This is a genomic window from Streptomyces sp. T39, assembly GCF_008042045.1.
In the GTDB taxonomy this organism is placed as follows: domain Bacteria; phylum Actinomycetota; class Actinomycetes; order Streptomycetales; family Streptomycetaceae; genus Streptomyces.
Map to the genome: position 1 here is coordinate 315,202 of NZ_RDBP01000037.1, position 14,953 is coordinate 330,154.

A 14,953-nucleotide genomic window follows, 5' to 3' on the forward strand; every position below is an offset into this window, starting at 1 on the left:
CTGGCGCCCGAGGCCGTGGGGCTCGCGTTCGGCGCGTTCGCGGCGGCACGAGGCGACTTCCGCCTCTCGGTGCTGACGGCCGTCAACATGGGCCGGGACGCCGACACCACCGCGGCCGTCGCCGGCGCGCTCGCCGGAGCGGTCCGGGGCGCGGGCGCGATCCCGCCCGAGTGGGCCGGCGCGATCGGCCCGGTACGCGGCAGCTGCCTGCCCTCGATGCGCGGCCGGCACGTCCTCGACGTGGCCGCGCTCCTGACCCCGCAGACGCAGACCTCATGACCGCCCCCGCAGCCGGCCGCGAAGACGCCGAAGGGGGCCGCGCGCATCGCCAGCCCGTCGCTCCAGGCGTGCCGGTGCTGGGCGGAGATCGGCGCGGCCAGCCCCCGCCGCAGGTTCTCCAGCGTGCCGCGTTCGCTGAAGCCGGCCCCGCGGAACGGCCCCTCGTCCCGGTCCGCGATCCACTCGTGCCAGGCGGCCTCGACATGGGCGACGGTCAGCTCCGAGCCGTGCCGGGCGAGCAGCAGGCCGGAGAGGATGGCGTACTCGGTGTCGTCGGTGCCGGCCGGGTCGTCGCTGACGAAGCCCTCGATACGGCCCCAGCGGCGGCGGATCTCGGACGGCCGCATGTTCTCGGCGGGGGCGCCGAGGGCGTCGCCCACCGCGAGACCGAGCAGCGCCCCGCGCGCCCGGTCGGCACGGTCCGCGGGCGGGGCGACGGCCGTGGCGGGGGCGGACACCGGGACGGTGGACCGCCCTTCGGTGTACGTCTCGGTCAGCAGCTCCATGAGGGCCCTTTCGCGCGCGCGAGCCTGGTCCCGGATGTGTGCCACGCTCCGCCCGGCCCGCATCAGAGAAACGTTTCTGTCACCCGACCCGGCGTACGCCGGGAGCCGCCGGCGACTCCCTCCGGGCCCCAGGTAAGTACGGCCTGCCTTGCTGGCGCGCCCCTTACATCGGGCGTACTTTCGAGGTCAGAGGGCCGCGGCGCACCAGGCCGCGGTCGAGAGGGGAGAGCTGTGTCCATCATCGAGACCGAGGCCGCGCTGCACGAGGCGCACCGCGACAACCACACCCACCGCGACGTGAACGGGGGCTGGCTGCGTCCGGCGGTTTTCGGGGCGATGGACGGACTGGTCTCCAACCTGGCGCTGATGACCGGCGTCGCAGGCGGCGCGGCCTCGCAGCAGACGATCGTCGTCACGGGCCTCGCCGGGCTGGCGGCGGGCGCGTTCTCGATGGCGGCGGGGGAGTACACCTCGGTCGCCTCGCAGCGCGAGCTGGTCCAGGCCGAGCTCGACGTCGAGCGCCGTGAGCTGCGCAAGCACCCCGTGGACGAGATGGAGGAGCTCGCCGCCCTCTACACCGCCCGGGGCGTGGATCCCGAGCTCGCCCGCGAGGTGGCGATGCAGCTCTCCCGGGATCCCGAGCAGGCCCTGGAGATCCACGCCCGCGAGGAGCTCGGCATCGACCCCGACGACCTGCCCTCGCCCACCGTCGCCGCCGTCTCGTCCTTCGGGTCGTTCGCACTCGGCGCGCTGCTGCCCGTGCTGCCCTACCTGCTCGGGGCGAGCGCCCTGTGGCCCGCCGTGCTGCTCGCCCTCGTCGGACTGTTCGCCTGCGGCGCCCTGGTGGCGAAGGTCACGGCCCGCGGCTGGCTGTTCAGCGGCATGCGCCAGCTGGCGCTCGGCGGCGCCGCCGCGGCGGTCACCTACGGCCTCGGCATGCTGATCGGCGCCGCGGTCTAGCCGGGCCCGCACCCGCACCCCGTCCCCGCCGTCCGGCTCCCCACCGGGCCCCACCYGCACCCCGACCCTGCCGGGCCCGTCGCCCCTCGCGGCGGGACGCGACCGCGCCGCCCCCGGCTCAGGGGCCGGTGCGGTCGCGCTTTGCCGCTCCGTCGCCGACCCTGTGACGTACGTCCCCTCCGCCGAGCGGCGCAACAGTGAGACACTATGCAAGGCACAACATAGGTAGCCGTTACCCAGTGGTTTCGTCCTCGCAACCACCGGGCATGAGCCGGAAGCGCTCCGGGCAACGAAGCCTGTCCGCGCCGGTCCTCCGGTACCGCGATCCGTCCCCTTCATCCGGTTCGTTCGCCCCGGGACCCCTTGTCACCGCGCTCAGCGGTGTCCGCATGCTGGAATGGTCTATCCGCTTTCCGAGAAGCACTCCATCATGTAACCTGCACGAAATTTCGCCAGGGCCAACGTCGTCCCTCGGCACTGCACATGCCACGACGACGACGGGAGAGCCGATGCGTTCCGACGCCTGGTCGCCCATGGACGGTCGCCCCGCCCCCCAGGGGATGTACGACCCCCGTAACGAACACGACGCCTGCGGTGTCGGGTTCGTGGCCACCCTCACCGGTGTAGCCAGCCATGAGCTGGTCGAGCAGGCGCTGACCGTACTGCGGAACCTCGAGCACCGCGGCGCCACCGGCTCCGAGCCCGACTCCGGCGACGGTGCGGGCATCCTCCTCCAGGTCCCCGACGCGTTCCTGCGCGAGGTGGCCGGATTCGACCTCCCCGAGGCCGGCTCCTACGCCGTCGGCATCGCCTTCCTGCCGGCGGAGGACAGCGCCGAGGCCGTCTCGCGGATCGAGACCGCCGCCGCCGAGGAGGGCCTCACCGTCCTCGGCTGGCGCGAGGTCCCCGTCGCCCCCGAACTGCTCGGCAACGGCGCCCGCGCCACCATGCCGGCCTTCCGCCAGCTCTTCGTCGCCGACGGCGAGAACTCCGGCATCGCGCTGGACCGCAAGGCGTTCGTGCTGCGCAAGCGCGCCGAGCGCGAGGCGGGCGTGTACTTCCCGTCGCTCTCCGCCCGCACCATCGTCTACAAGGGCATGCTGACCACCGGCCAGCTGGAGCCCTTCTTCCCGGACCTGTCCGACCGGCGCTGCGCCACCGCCGTCGCCCTCGTGCACTCCCGGTTCTCCACCAACACCTTCCCGAGCTGGCCGCTGGCCCACCCGTACCGCTTCGTCGCGCACAACGGCGAGATCAACACGGTCAAGGGCAACCGCAACTGGATGCGCGCCCGTGAGTCCCAGCTCGGCTCGGACCTCTTCCGCGAGGGCAGCCTGGAGCGCATCTTCCCGATCTGCACCCCGGATGCCTCCGACTCCGCCTCCTTCGACGAGGTCCTGGAGCTGCTCCACCTCGGCGGGCGGTCCCTGCCCCACTCGGTGCTGATGATGGTCCCCGAGGCGTGGGAGAACCACGACTCCATGGACCCGGCCCGGCGCGCCTTCTACCAGTACCACTCCACGATGATGGAGCCCTGGGACGGCCCGGCCTGCGTCACCTTCACCGACGGCACCCAGGTCGGCGCGGTCCTCGACCGCAACGGTCTGCGCCCCGGCCGCTACTGGGTCACCGACGACGGCCTCGTCGTGCTCTCCTCCGAGGTCGGCGTCCTCGACATCGACCCCGCGAAGGTCGTCCGCAAGGGCCGCCTCCAGCCCGGCCGGATGTTCCTCGTCGACACCGCCGAGCACCGCATCATCGAGGACGACGAGATCAAGTCGGCCCTCGCCGCGGAGAACCCGTACGAGGAGTGGCTGGAGACCGGCGAGATCGAGCTCGAGGACCTGCCCGAGCGCGAGCACATCGTCCACACCCACGCCTCCGTCACCCGCCGCCAGCAGACCTTCGGCTACACCGAGGAGGAGCTGCGCATCATCCTGGCGCCGATGGCCCGCACCGGCGGCGAGCCGCTGGGCTCCATGGGCACGGACTCCCCGATCGCGGCCCTGTCCGAGCGCCCGCGGCTGCTCTTCGACTACTTCACCCAGCTGTTCGCGCAGGTCACCAACCCCCCGCTGGACGCCATCCGCGAGGAGCTCGTCACCTCGCTGTACTCCTCGCTCGGCCCCCAGGGCAACCTGCTGGAGCCGACCGCCGCGTCCTGTCGCAGCGTCACCCTGCCGTTCCCGGTGATCGACAACGACGAGCTGGCCAAGCTCATCCACATCAACGCCGACGGCGACATGCCCGGCATGAAGGCCGCCACGCTCTCCGGCCTCTACCGGGTCTCCGGCGGTGGCGACGCACTGGCCGCCCGGATCGAGGAGATCTGCACCGAGGCCGACGCCGCCATCGAGAACGGCGCCCGGCTCATCGTGCTCTCCGACCGGCACTCCGACGCCGAGCACGCGCCGATCCCCTCGCTGCTGCTCACCTCCGCCGTGCACCACCACCTCATCCGCACCAAGCAGCGCACCCAGGTGGGCCTGCTGGTCGAGGCCGGCGACGTCCGCGAGGTGCACCACGTCGCCCTGCTCATCGGCTACGGCGCCGCGGCGGTCAACCCGTACCTGGCGATGGAGTCCGTCGAGGACCTCGTCCGCGCGGGCACCTTCATCGACGGCCTGGAGCCCGAGCAGGCCATCCGCAACCTGATCTACGCCCTCGGCAAGGGCGTCCTGAAGGTCATGTCCAAGATGGGCATCTCCACCGTCGCCTCCTACCGGGGCGCGCAGGTCTTCGAGGCCGTCGGCCTCGAGGACGCCTTCGTGGAGAAGTACTTCAACGGCACCGCCACCAAGATCGGCGGCGCCGGACTCGACGTCGTCGCCAAGGAGGTCGCCGCCCGGCACGCCAAGGCGTACCCCGCCACCGGCATCCCCTCCGCGCACCGCGCGCTGGAGATCGGCGGCGAGTACCAGTGGCGCCGCGAGGGCGAGCCGCACCTGTTCGACCCGGAGACCGTCTTCCGCCTGCAGCACGCCACGCGCACCAAGCGGTACGACATCTTCAAGAAGTACACGGACCGGGTGAACGAGCAGTCCGAGCGCCTGATGACGCTCCGCGGCCTGTTCGGCTTCACCTCCGACCGCCCGTCGATCCCCGTCGACGAGGTCGAGCCCGTCTCCGAGATCGTCAAGCGCTTCTCCACCGGCGCCATGTCGTACGGCTCCATCTCCAAGGAGGCGCACGAGACGCTCGCCGTCGCCATGAACCAGCTGGGCGGCAAGTCCAACACCGGCGAGGGCGGCGAGGACCCGGAGCGCCTGTACGACCCGGAGCGCCGTTCCTCCATCAAGCAGGTCGCCTCCGGCCGCTTCGGCGTCACCAGCGAGTACCTCGTCAACGCCGACGACATCCAGATCAAGATGGCCCAGGGCGCCAAGCCCGGCGAGGGCGGCCAGCTGCCCGGCCACAAGGTCTACCCGTGGGTCGCCAAGACGCGTCACTCGACGCCCGGCGTCGGCCTCATCTCGCCGCCGCCGCACCACGACATCTACTCCATCGAGGATCTCGCCCAGCTGATCCACGACCTCAAGAACGCCAACCCGGCCGCCCGCATCCACGTGAAGCTGGTCTCCGAGGTCGGCGTCGGCACGGTCGCCGCCGGTGTCTCCAAGGCCCACGCGGACGTCGTCCTCATCTCCGGCCACGACGGCGGAACGGGCGCCTCCCCGCTGACCTCCCTGAAGCACGCGGGCGGCCCCTGGGAGCTCGGCCTCGCCGAGACCCAGCAGACGCTGCTGCTCAACGGCCTGCGCGACCGCATCGTCGTGCAGACCGACGGCCAGCTCAAGACCGGCCGCGACGTCGTCATCGCCGCGCTGCTCGGCGCCGAGGAGTTCGGTTTCGCGACCGCCCCGCTGGTCGTCTCCGGCTGCGTCATGATGCGCGTCTGCCACCTGGACACCTGCCCGGTCGGCATCGCCACCCAGAACCCGGTGCTGCGCGAGCGGTTCTCCGGCAAGGCCGAGTTCGTCGTCAACTTCTTCCAGTTCATCGCCGAGGAGGTCCGCGAGATCCTCGCCGAGCTGGGCTTCCGGAGCATCGAGGAGGCCGTCGGCCACGCCGAGCTGCTGGACACCACGCGTGCCGTCAGCCACTGGAAGGCCCAGGGCCTCGACCTCGCGCCGCTGTTCCACGTGCCCGAGCTGCCCGAGGGCGCGGTGCGCCACCAGGTGACCGCGCAGGACCACGGCCTGGAGAAGGCCCTCGACAACGAGCTGATCGAGCTCGCCGCCGAGGCACTGAACGCGGCCACGGCCGAGGGCGCACAGCCGGTCCGCGCGCAGGTCGCCATCCGCAACATCAACCGGACCGTCGGCACCATGCTCGGCCACGAGGTGACCAAGCGGTTCGGCGGTGCGGGCCTGCCCGACGACACGATCGACATCACCTTCACCGGCTCCGCCGGCCAGTCCTTCGGCGCCTTCGTGCCGCGCGGCGTCACGCTGCGACTGGAGGGCGACGCCAACGACTACGTCGGCAAGGGCCTGTCCGGCGGCCGCGTGATCGTCCGCCCGGACCGCGGCGCCGACCACCTCGCCGAGTACTCGACCATCGCCGGCAACACCATCGGCTACGGCGCGACCGGCGGCGAGATGTTCCTGCGCGGCCGCACCGGCGAACGCTTCTGCGTCCGCAACTCCGGCGCGCTGGTCGTCTCCGAGGGCGTGGGCGACCACGGCTGCGAGTACATGACCGGCGGACACGCGGTCGTCCTCGGCGAGACCGGCCGCAACTTCGCGGCGGGCATGTCCGGCGGCATCGCGTACGTCGTCGACCTCGACCGGGACAACGTCAACTCCGGCAACCTGCAGGCGATCGAGACCCCGTCCGACGCCGACAAGCAGTGGCTGCACGACGTCGTGCGCCGCCACCACGAGGAGACGGGCTCCACCGTCGCCGAGAAGCTGCTGGCCGACTGGGACACCAGCGCCGGCCGGTTCAGCAAGATCATCCCGACCACGTACAAGGCAGTGCTCGCCGCCAAGGACGCCGCTGAGCTCGCCGGTCTCACCGAGCAGGAGACCACCGAGAAGATGATGGAGGCGGCGACCAATGGCTGACCCCAAGGGCTTCCTGACCACCGGGCGCGAGGTCGCCGAGACCCGCCCCGTCGAGGAGCGCGTCAAGGACTGGAACGAGGTCTACGTCCCCGGTTCCCTGCTGCCGATCATCAGCAAGCAGGCCGGGCGCTGCATGGACTGCGGCATCCCGTTCTGCCACAACGGCTGTCCCCTCGGGAACCTCATCCCCGAGTGGAACGACTACGCCTACCGCGAGGACTGGTCGGCGGCGTCCGAGCGCCTGCACGCGACGAACAACTTCCCGGAGTTCACCGGGCGGCTGTGCCCCGCGCCCTGCGAGGCCGCGTGCGTCCTCGGCATCAACCAGCCGGCCGTCACCATCAAGAACGTCGAAGTCTCCATCATCGACAAGGCATGGGACTCCGGCGACGTCACCCCGCAGCCGCCGGAGCGCCTGTCCGGCAAGACCGTCGCCGTCATCGGCTCCGGCCCGGCCGGCCTCGCCGCCGCCCAGCAGCTGACCCGGGCCGGCCACACCGTGGTCGTGTACGAGCGCGCCGACCGCATCGGCGGCCTGCTGCGCTACGGCATCCCCGAGTTCAAGATGGAGAAGGTGCACATCAACCGGCGCATCGAGCAGATGCGTGCGGAGGGCACCAAGTTCCGCACCGAGGTCGAGATCGGCACCGACATGCCGGCTGACGCGCTGCGCCGCCGCTACGACGCGGTCGTCGTGGCCGCGGGCGCCACCGTCTCCCGCGACCTGCCCGTCCCCGGCCGCGAGCTGAACGGCATCCACTTCGCCATGGAGTACCTGCCGCTCGCCAACAAGGTGCAGGAGGGCGACTTCGTGGCGCCCCCGCTCACCGCCGAGGGCAAGCACGTCGTCGTCATCGGCGGCGGCGACACCGGCGCCGACTGCGTGGGCACCGCCCACCGCCAGGGCGCCGCCTCGGTCACCCAGCTGGAGATCATGCCCCGCCCGGGCGAGGAGCGGGTCGCCGGCCAGCCCTGGCCGACCTTCCCCATGCTGTACAAGGTCACCTCGGCCCACGAGGAGGGCGGCGAGCGGGTCTACTCCGTCTCCACCACCCACTTCGAGGGCGACGAGGACGGCAACGTCCAGTTCCTCCACCTGGTCGAGGTCGAGTTCGTTGACGGTAAGCTGACCCAGAAGCCCGGCACCGAGCGGAGGATTCCGGCACAGCTGGTCACGCTGGCGATGGGCTTCACGGGCACGGACCAGTCCAACGGCCTGGTCCAGCAGTTCGGCCTGGAGCTCGACGAGCGCGGCAACATCGCGCGCGACGCGGACTTCGCCACCAACGTCGACGGCGTCTACGTCGCCGGAGACGCGGGCCGCGGCCAGTCGCTGATCGTGTGGGCGATCGCCGAGGGCCGCTCGGCGGCACGCGGCGTCGACCGCTTCCTCACGGGAGCGAGCGCCCTCCCGGCGCCGATCCGCCCGACCGACCGCGCGCTCACGGTCTGACGACCCGAGCACGCCCCGGCCCCACGGCCGGAACGCACGACCGGCCCCGGCCGCGTCGCGCGGACAACCCCATGACGTCCCGTACAACGGCGTGCGGAACTGAACACGGCGCCTGCCTCGTCCCCGACCGGATTCGGCAGGCGCCGTGGTATGTCCGGGGGCGGCGGACGCGGTCGCGCGCGACACCGGCACGCGGTGGCTCCACCGGCGCACCGTCAGCGCCGGGGCGCCCCTCGCCGCGCGGGTCGCGGTCGGCGGCGGCTGACAGGTACGACCTCGTGCGGCGACCTCCGGGGGTGCGGCGGCGCCGACGAGGGGCAACCTCCTTCGGCAAGGGCCTCGTTGGCGCCGCGTGTGACCGGATATCGTCGGACGAACAGGACAGTGGACGCGAACACGGAGGCACGCCCCATGACCACGCAGACCACTCCCGGCCCGGCGATCGGTCTGCGCAAGGTCGAGGAGCGTGCGCCCCGGATCGTGTCGCTGTACAAGAGCGCCGGGGTGAGCCTGCGCAAGCACGGCATGGACGGGCAGCGCGCCGCCGTGTACCTGGTGGTCGACTACTCGGGGTCGATGAAGGACTACTACCGGGACGGCAGTGTCCAGGCGCTCGCCGACCGGGTGCTCGGGCTGTCGGCCCATCTCGACGACGACGGCGTCGTGCCGGTGGTCTTCTTCTCCACGGACGTCGACGCCGTCACCGACATCGCCCTCGACGACCACCACGGCCGTATCGACCGGATCGTCGCCGGACTCGGGCACATGGGCAGGACCAGCTACCACCTGGCGATGGACGCCGTCATCGACCACTACCTCGACAGCGGTTCGACCGCCCCCGCGCTCGTCGTCTTCCAGACCGACGGCGGACCGATCAGCAAGCACGCGGCCGAGCGCTACCTCTGCAAGGCCGCCAGGCTGCCGCTGTTCTGGCAGTTCGTCGGCTTCGGCGACAAGCGCAGCTCGCAGTTCGACTTCCTGCGCCGGCTCGACGACCTCGCCGTGCCCGCCAGGCGTCCCGTCGACAACGCGGGCTTCTTCCACGCGGGCGAGGACCCGAGGCGGGTGCCGGACGACGAGCTGTACGACCGGCTGGTGGCCGAGTTCCCGCGCTGGCTCGCGGCCGCACGCGCCCAGGGCATCGTGAGCTGAGCCCGCCCCGCCGCGCGCGGTGCGTCCCGGGCGTCAGGCTGCCCCGGGGATCCAGAAGTTGTGCACCTGCCGCGTCCGGGGGCGTTCCGGCCCCGCGGGCAGCCCCTGCTTCTCGGCCACCGGCATGACCACCGCGGCGAACGTGTCCATCGCCTCCTCGGACTCCCACACGTCGTAGATCTCGATCCCCGCCTCCGACGGCACGCAGGTGTGCGAGAGGCACCCGGCGAACGTGTCGCCCGGCAGTGACCGCAGTTCCGCGTTGAGCGCGTCGTACTGCGCGGGCGTGACGCCCGGCAGTGTCGCGTGCATGAAGATCGTCATCTCGCCACTCCTCGACGACGGGTCCCGCACCCCCCGTCGCCCCGGCGGCGGCCCGGTACCCGGCCTGCTTCCAGCACACCACCGGAAACCGCCGTCTGCATCCGTCCGGAGGACGGCTCGTACCGCGCCCCGGCGCCCCGGCCCACCGCTGCAAACGGTCCGCCGCCGCCGGTGCCACGGTGCGACCCGCGGGGCGATCCGGGGCCCGATCAGGGGAGTGACCTGGCCATCTCCACCGGGCGTGAGGCGGAACACAGGGTGTCCGTGACGATTCGTGCTACGGTAGCGACGTTGCAGTTTTGGTACCCATGAACTTTGTGTGCGCCTGACGGGAATGCTTCGTCAGGCGCATGTTTTGTTTCCGGATTCTCCGGATGGGGTCAATGCAGCGACGGGGAGTCCACGAGGTGTGGATTCCCGGCTTGCCCCGTTTGAGGAGAATGACATGGCAACTGGAACCGTGAAGTGGTTCAACTCGGAAAAGGGCTTCGGCTTCATCGAGCAGGACGGCGGCGGCGCCGACGTCTTCGCCCACTACTCCAACATCGCCACCTCGGGCTTCCGTGAGCTCCAGGAAGGCCAGAAGGTGACCTTCGACGTCACGCAGGGCCAGAAGGGCCCGCAGGCGGAGAACATCCTCCCGGCCTGATCGCCGGAGGACCCGCTTCATCGCAGCCGGGGCCCGCACCGCACGGTGCGGGCCCCGGCTCGTCCCTGTCCCAGGGCCTGGAAGGCATTTCTCGTACATGAACCGCTCCGAACGCCCGGCACGCAAGCGCCCGACCGAATCCCGTACGGACTCCCGCCCCGCGCGCGGCACCGCGCGCACCCAGGGGTCCGCAGGCAAGGGCGGCCGCTCCAAGGGCGCCGCCCGCCCCGTGGCGCCGCCGCAGGAATTCACGCTGCCCGAGACCGTCACCCCGGCGCTGCCCGCCGTGGAGGCGTTCGACGAGCTGGAGATGCCCGCCGCGCTGCTGAAGACGCTCGCGGCCCAGGGCGTCACCGAGCCGTTCCCCATCCAGGCCGCCACCCTGCCGAACTCGCTCGCGGGCCGCGACCTCCTGGGGCGCGGGCGCACCGGCTCCGGCAAGACGCTCGCCTTCGGGCTGGCGCTGCTCGCCCGCACCGCCGGCCGCCGCGCCGAGCCCGGGGCGCCGCTCGCGCTCGTCCTGGTGCCCACCCGTGAACTCGCCCAGCAGGTCACGGACGCCCTCACCCCGTACGCCACCTCCGTGCAGCTGCGCCTCGCGACCGTGGTCGGCGGGCTGTCGATCGGCAAGCAGGCGGGCACCCTGCGCCGGGGCGCCGAGGTGCTGGTGGCGACGCCCGGACGGCTGATCGACCTGGTGGACCGCGGCGACTGCCGACTCGACCAGGTGTCGGTGACCGTCCTGGACGAGGCCGACCAGATGGCCGACATGGGCTTCATGCCGCAGGTCACCAAGCTGATCAAGCAGGTCGAGCCGGACGGCCAGCGGATGCTGTTCTCCGCCACGCTGGACAAGAACATCGACCGGCTCGTGCGGATGTTCCTCACCGACCCGGTGGTGCACTCGGTCGACCCGTCGGCCGGTGCGGTCACGACGATGGAGCACCATGTGCTGCACATCGCCGACGAGACCGAGAAGAAGGCCGTCGCCCTGCGGATCGCCGCCCGCGACGGACGGGTGATCCTCTTCGTGGACACCAAGCGGTCCGCCGACCGCTTCGCGAAGCGTCTGCTGGCCAGCGGTGTGCGGGCGGCCGCCCTGCACGGCGGCCGTTCCCAGCCGCAGCGCAACCGCACCCTCGACCAGTTCAAGAACGGGCAGGTCACCGCGCTCGTCGCCACCAACGTGGCGGCCCGCGGCATCCACGTCGACGATCTCGACCTGGTCGTCAACGTCGACCCGCCCGTCGACCACAAGGACTATGTGCACCGCGGCGGGCGCACGGCCCGCGCGGGCGAGTCCGGCAGCGTGGTCACGCTCGTGCTGCCCGCCCAGCGGCGTGAGATCACCCGCCTCATGGCGGACGCGGGCATAGCGCCGAAGTCCACGCGGCTCTCCTCGTCGGACGAGGAGCTCACCCGCCTGACCGGCGCCCGCGAGCCGTCCGGCGTGCCGGTGACCATCGAGATCCCGCAGCAGGCGGCCGCGCCGTCGGACGGCGCGGGGACGTCCACCCGCCGGCGTTCCTCCCGCGGCGGGCGCAGGCGCACCGAGAGCGGTACGGCGCAGCGCCAGGCGGCGCCCAGGACGGGGCGCGGCACGGCCGCGTCCGGCGGGGCGTCCGCCGGCGGGCAGGGCGAGACGGCGAGGCCGTCCCGCCGAGGAGCGGGTGCGGGCCGCGCGTCCGCCGGCGGCGGTCAGGGCGAGGGCCGGCGCGGCGCCGGTGCCGCTTCCGCCTCCGGGGCGCAGGGCGAGGGCCGTGGCGGCCCCCGCTCGCGGACCCGCCGCGCCCGGGGGACCGGCGCCGCCTGAGTGTTCCGCCCCGACGCGGGCCGGCCTCCCTTCGGGGAGACCGGCCCGCGTCGTGCTGTGCGGCGGGACGGCTGCGCGGCAGCAGGGGCGGCAGAGGCAGGACGGGCGGTGCCGCGCGTGCTGCCGTCGGGCTGTCCGGCCGGGCCCGTGCCCCGCGGGCCGCACCCGTCCTCAGGGGCGCCGGGGGGTGATGGATTCCAGGCGGGCGCGGAGGCGGGGGTCCGTCAGGTGGCCGACGGCGTCCGTCGCCGTGCGGTGGGCGTGGGTCTTCGGCGGCTGGTCGGCCAGCAGGCGGGAGAGCGCCGCCTCGGCGCGCGGGTCCTGACGGATCGCCAGGCCCCGTGCCGCCTCGGCGGCGGTGTCCGGATGCGGGTCGTCGAGGCGGGCGGCCAGTGCCGCGCGTATCTCCGGGGTGTCCGCGGCGACCCCCGCGAGGCCCGTCGTCGCCCAGTCCCTGACCTCCGCGTCCGGGTCCGCGCCGAGCGTGATCAGGGCCGCGAGCCCCTCCGCGTCGTCGCCGGCGACCAGGCCGCACAGGGCCGTGGCCACCCTGCGGCGCACCGGCGCGGCGGGGTGTGCGGCGTGCCGCACGATGTCCGCGACGGCCGCCGGATCGGCGTAGTGGCCGAGCGCGTTGACGGCCGCCTGCACCAGTTCCGGGTCACCGGCCTCCCGGGACAGCTCCCGCAGCAGCGGCAGGGCGCGCGCCGCGAACGGGCGCTCGACGCCGTCCGCGTGACGCACGGTCCCGTCCCGGGCGCGCAGCACCCGCCCGGCCGCCGGGTCCGCCCCGGCACCGGCGAACCCGAGCTCGGACAGCACGTCCGCGGCGAACGCCCGGCGCAGCGGGTCGTCGCTCGCGCACCAGGCGGCCGCGGCCTGGAACGTCTCCTCGTCGCCGCGCCGCCACAGCGCCGTCACCGACTCGATCCAGTCGTCCCGCTCCGGGTCCCCCTCCCGCAGCGCGCGTTCGGCGAGGGTCGCGTAGGGCGTGCGGACGCCCAGCTCCGCCTCCAGCAGCGTGGCGATCGCGCCGTGCCCGGTCTGCTGCTCGTTCCCCGCCGCCGGGCGGCCGTCGCGCAGCACCTCCACGATCACCGTGACCCCGCCGTCCTCCGCCACCCGCCGCGAGACGGTCCCGGCGTCCTGCCCGTAGGCGGTGAGCAACGCCTCCCGCAGCGAGGTCTCCACGTCCCGGCCCAGCCACGCGCGGGCCTCGTCGAGGGCCTCGGTCCGGGAGCCGGCCCCGTGCCGCAGCAGGGCCCGCACGGTCGACGGGGAGCCGCGCCGGGCCGCGACCACCAGCGGCGCCTCGCCGCCGGGGCAGGCCAGGTCCGGGTCCGCGCCGTGCTCCAGCAGGGCCTCGACGGTGCCGGCGTGGCCCTGTCCGACGGCCCAGGCGAGCGCCGTGAAGCCGAGCGACTCCCGCAGGTCGGGCGAGGCGCCGGCGGCGAGCAGGGCCCGGACGACCTCGGTGTGGCCGCCGACGGCGGCCCCGCACAGCGGCAGGTCGTCACGGTCGGGTCCGCAGGCGCGGTCCGGGTCCGCGCCCGCGACGAGCAGGAGCCGGACGATGCCCGGCTCGCCCGCGACGGCCGCCAGGTAGAGCGGTGTCTGCCCCTCCTCGTCGGTCGCCTCCGCGGGGGCGCCCGCGCGCAGCAGCGCGAGGACGCTGTCCTCGGTACCCCCGTACAGCGCCTCGAAGAGTGCGTGCGCCCGGCCGGTCTGTGCGTCGTCCATACCCCCGACCCTACGGATCGGGGGTCAGGTGTCGCATTCGAGAACCGTCCGGCACAGGCCGCAGCGGGCCCGCACCCGGCCGCTGACCGGCACCCGGATCCGCTGGTGGCAGATGGTGCACGGGAAGGAGACCCGCAGTCCGCCGGGGCCCTGTTCGAAGGCGTAGGCGTCCTCGGGCCCCGTGCCCGCCGGGTGCCCGGCGAGGGCGTGGCGGCGCTCCCGGGCGTAGCGGAGGCGGCCGACCCGCCCGGCGGTGGTGAGCGGCGGGTGCCGTGCGTCGCGCAGCGCCTCGGCGCGGCCTGCCGTCCAGGCCCGGTAGCCCTGCGGGCTGGTGAACCACGTCGAGGGGTCCTCGCCGAAGACCATGGCCCGCCCGGCCAGGACGTAGCCGAACTCCTCCGGGGTGAGGTAGCCCAGCTTCTGGCTGGTCAGCGCGTCCTCGCGGAACGCGTCGAGCAGCAGCCAGCCCGCGCCGAGATAGGTCGTCACCGTGTCGGTGAGGATCTCGTTGTCCCGGGTGCCGGGGAACGACAGTCCGAGCCGGTGCAGCAGGACGTGGGTGATCTCGTGGGCCAGCGCGGCGCCGATGTCGCGGCGGTGGCTGCGAAAGCGGCTGTTGAGCTCGATGAAGTACTCGGGGCCGGCGGTCAGTTCCACGCTCGCCGCGTGCTCCATCTCCCGGAAGCTCACGATCATCCGGGCGTCGGGGAGCCGCAGATGGGAGACGAGCGCGCGGGCCACCCGCTGGGTGCCCAGGTACAGGTCGTCGTCGGGCGAGAAGGCCACGTCGCCGGGGAGCACGCTGGGCGCGAACCGCTGCACGCCGTCGGCGGAGAGCCTGCGGTACAGGGCCGTCACGGCTGACCTGACCGTGTCGAGGTGCGGGAAGCCGCGCACCACCTCGCCGCCGTTCGCCACGTCCGCACCCCCTGCACACGACCGCCGCCCGCGGTCCACTCTACGACCGCGGCGTGCGGCCGCGGGGACGGGCCGCGCCGGTGCGGGGTG

General features: G+C 73.2%; 10 protein-coding genes and 1 pseudogene. 7 read left to right on the plus strand and 4 right to left on the minus strand.

Annotated features, from left to right (window positions below; translation table 11 throughout):
• Positions 1-279 (plus strand): ADP-ribosylglycohydrolase family protein (locus tag EAO77_RS23865; RefSeq protein ID WP_187283384.1); only part of this gene is annotated, 279 nt, incomplete at its 5' end.
• A gap of 11 nt (positions 280-290) precedes the next feature.
• Here EAO77_RS23865 and EAO77_RS23870 read toward each other — a convergent pair.
• Positions 291-785 (minus strand): annotated as a pseudogene (locus tag EAO77_RS23870) (ADP-ribosylglycohydrolase family protein); the annotation flags it as partial.
• 231 nt (positions 786-1,016) lie between these two features.
• Here EAO77_RS23870 and EAO77_RS23875 point away from each other — a divergent pair.
• The 4 genes from EAO77_RS23875 (at position 1,017) to EAO77_RS23890 (ending at position 9,419) form a co-directional block, all read left to right on the plus strand.
• Positions 1,017-1,745: a VIT1/CCC1 transporter family protein gene (locus EAO77_RS23875; RefSeq protein WP_147990340.1), complete on the plus strand. Its 729-nt coding sequence runs from the start codon at positions 1,017-1,019 to the stop codon at positions 1,743-1,745.
• Between the two features lie 509 nt (positions 1,746-2,254).
• Positions 2,255-6,814, plus strand: a complete 4,560-nt coding sequence (gltB, locus tag EAO77_RS23880) for a glutamate synthase large subunit (protein ID WP_147990341.1) — start codon at positions 2,255-2,257, stop codon at positions 6,812-6,814.
• Complete coding sequence (locus EAO77_RS23885) at positions 6,807-8,267, plus strand: glutamate synthase subunit beta (RefSeq protein ID WP_147990342.1); 1,461 nt, start codon at positions 6,807-6,809, stop codon at positions 8,265-8,267. Before gltB ends, EAO77_RS23885 begins: the two co-directional genes overlap by 8 nt.
• A 411-nt stretch (positions 8,268-8,678) precedes the next feature.
• Positions 8,679-9,419: a vWA domain-containing protein gene (locus EAO77_RS23890; RefSeq protein WP_147990343.1), complete on the plus strand. Its 741-nt coding sequence runs from the start codon at positions 8,679-8,681 to the stop codon at positions 9,417-9,419.
• A 33-nt stretch (positions 9,420-9,452) separates the two neighbouring features.
• Here EAO77_RS23890 and EAO77_RS23895 read toward each other — a convergent pair whose 3' ends face one another.
• Positions 9,453-9,743 (minus strand): hypothetical protein, encoded by a 291-nt coding sequence (locus EAO77_RS23895; RefSeq protein ID WP_147990344.1) that lies wholly within the window; start codon positions 9,741-9,743, stop codon positions 9,453-9,455.
• Between the two features lie 445 nt (positions 9,744-10,188).
• Between EAO77_RS23895 and EAO77_RS23900 the strand changes: the two genes are divergently transcribed.
• On the plus strand, positions 10,189-10,392 hold the full coding sequence (locus EAO77_RS23900; protein ID WP_005318814.1) for a cold-shock protein: 204 nt from the start codon (positions 10,189-10,191) through the stop codon (positions 10,390-10,392).
• 97 nt (positions 10,393-10,489) lie between these two features.
• Positions 10,490-12,205 carry a DEAD/DEAH box helicase gene (locus EAO77_RS23905; RefSeq protein WP_147990345.1) on the plus strand — a complete coding sequence of 572 codons (1,716 nt, stop codon included), beginning with the start codon at positions 10,490-10,492 and terminating at the stop codon, positions 12,203-12,205.
• A gap of 171 nt (positions 12,206-12,376) precedes the next feature.
• On the opposite strand, the gene EAO77_RS23910 is transcribed toward EAO77_RS23905, so the two are convergent.
• Positions 12,377-13,945, minus strand: a complete 1,569-nt coding sequence (locus tag EAO77_RS23910; protein ID WP_147990346.1) for an ankyrin repeat domain-containing protein — start codon at positions 13,943-13,945, stop codon at positions 12,377-12,379.
• A 24-nt stretch (positions 13,946-13,969) separates the two neighbouring features.
• Positions 13,970-14,863, minus strand: a complete 894-nt coding sequence (locus EAO77_RS23915; protein ID WP_147990347.1) for a hypothetical protein — start codon at positions 14,861-14,863, stop codon at positions 13,970-13,972.
• Positions 14,864-14,953 lie beyond the last annotated feature (90 nt).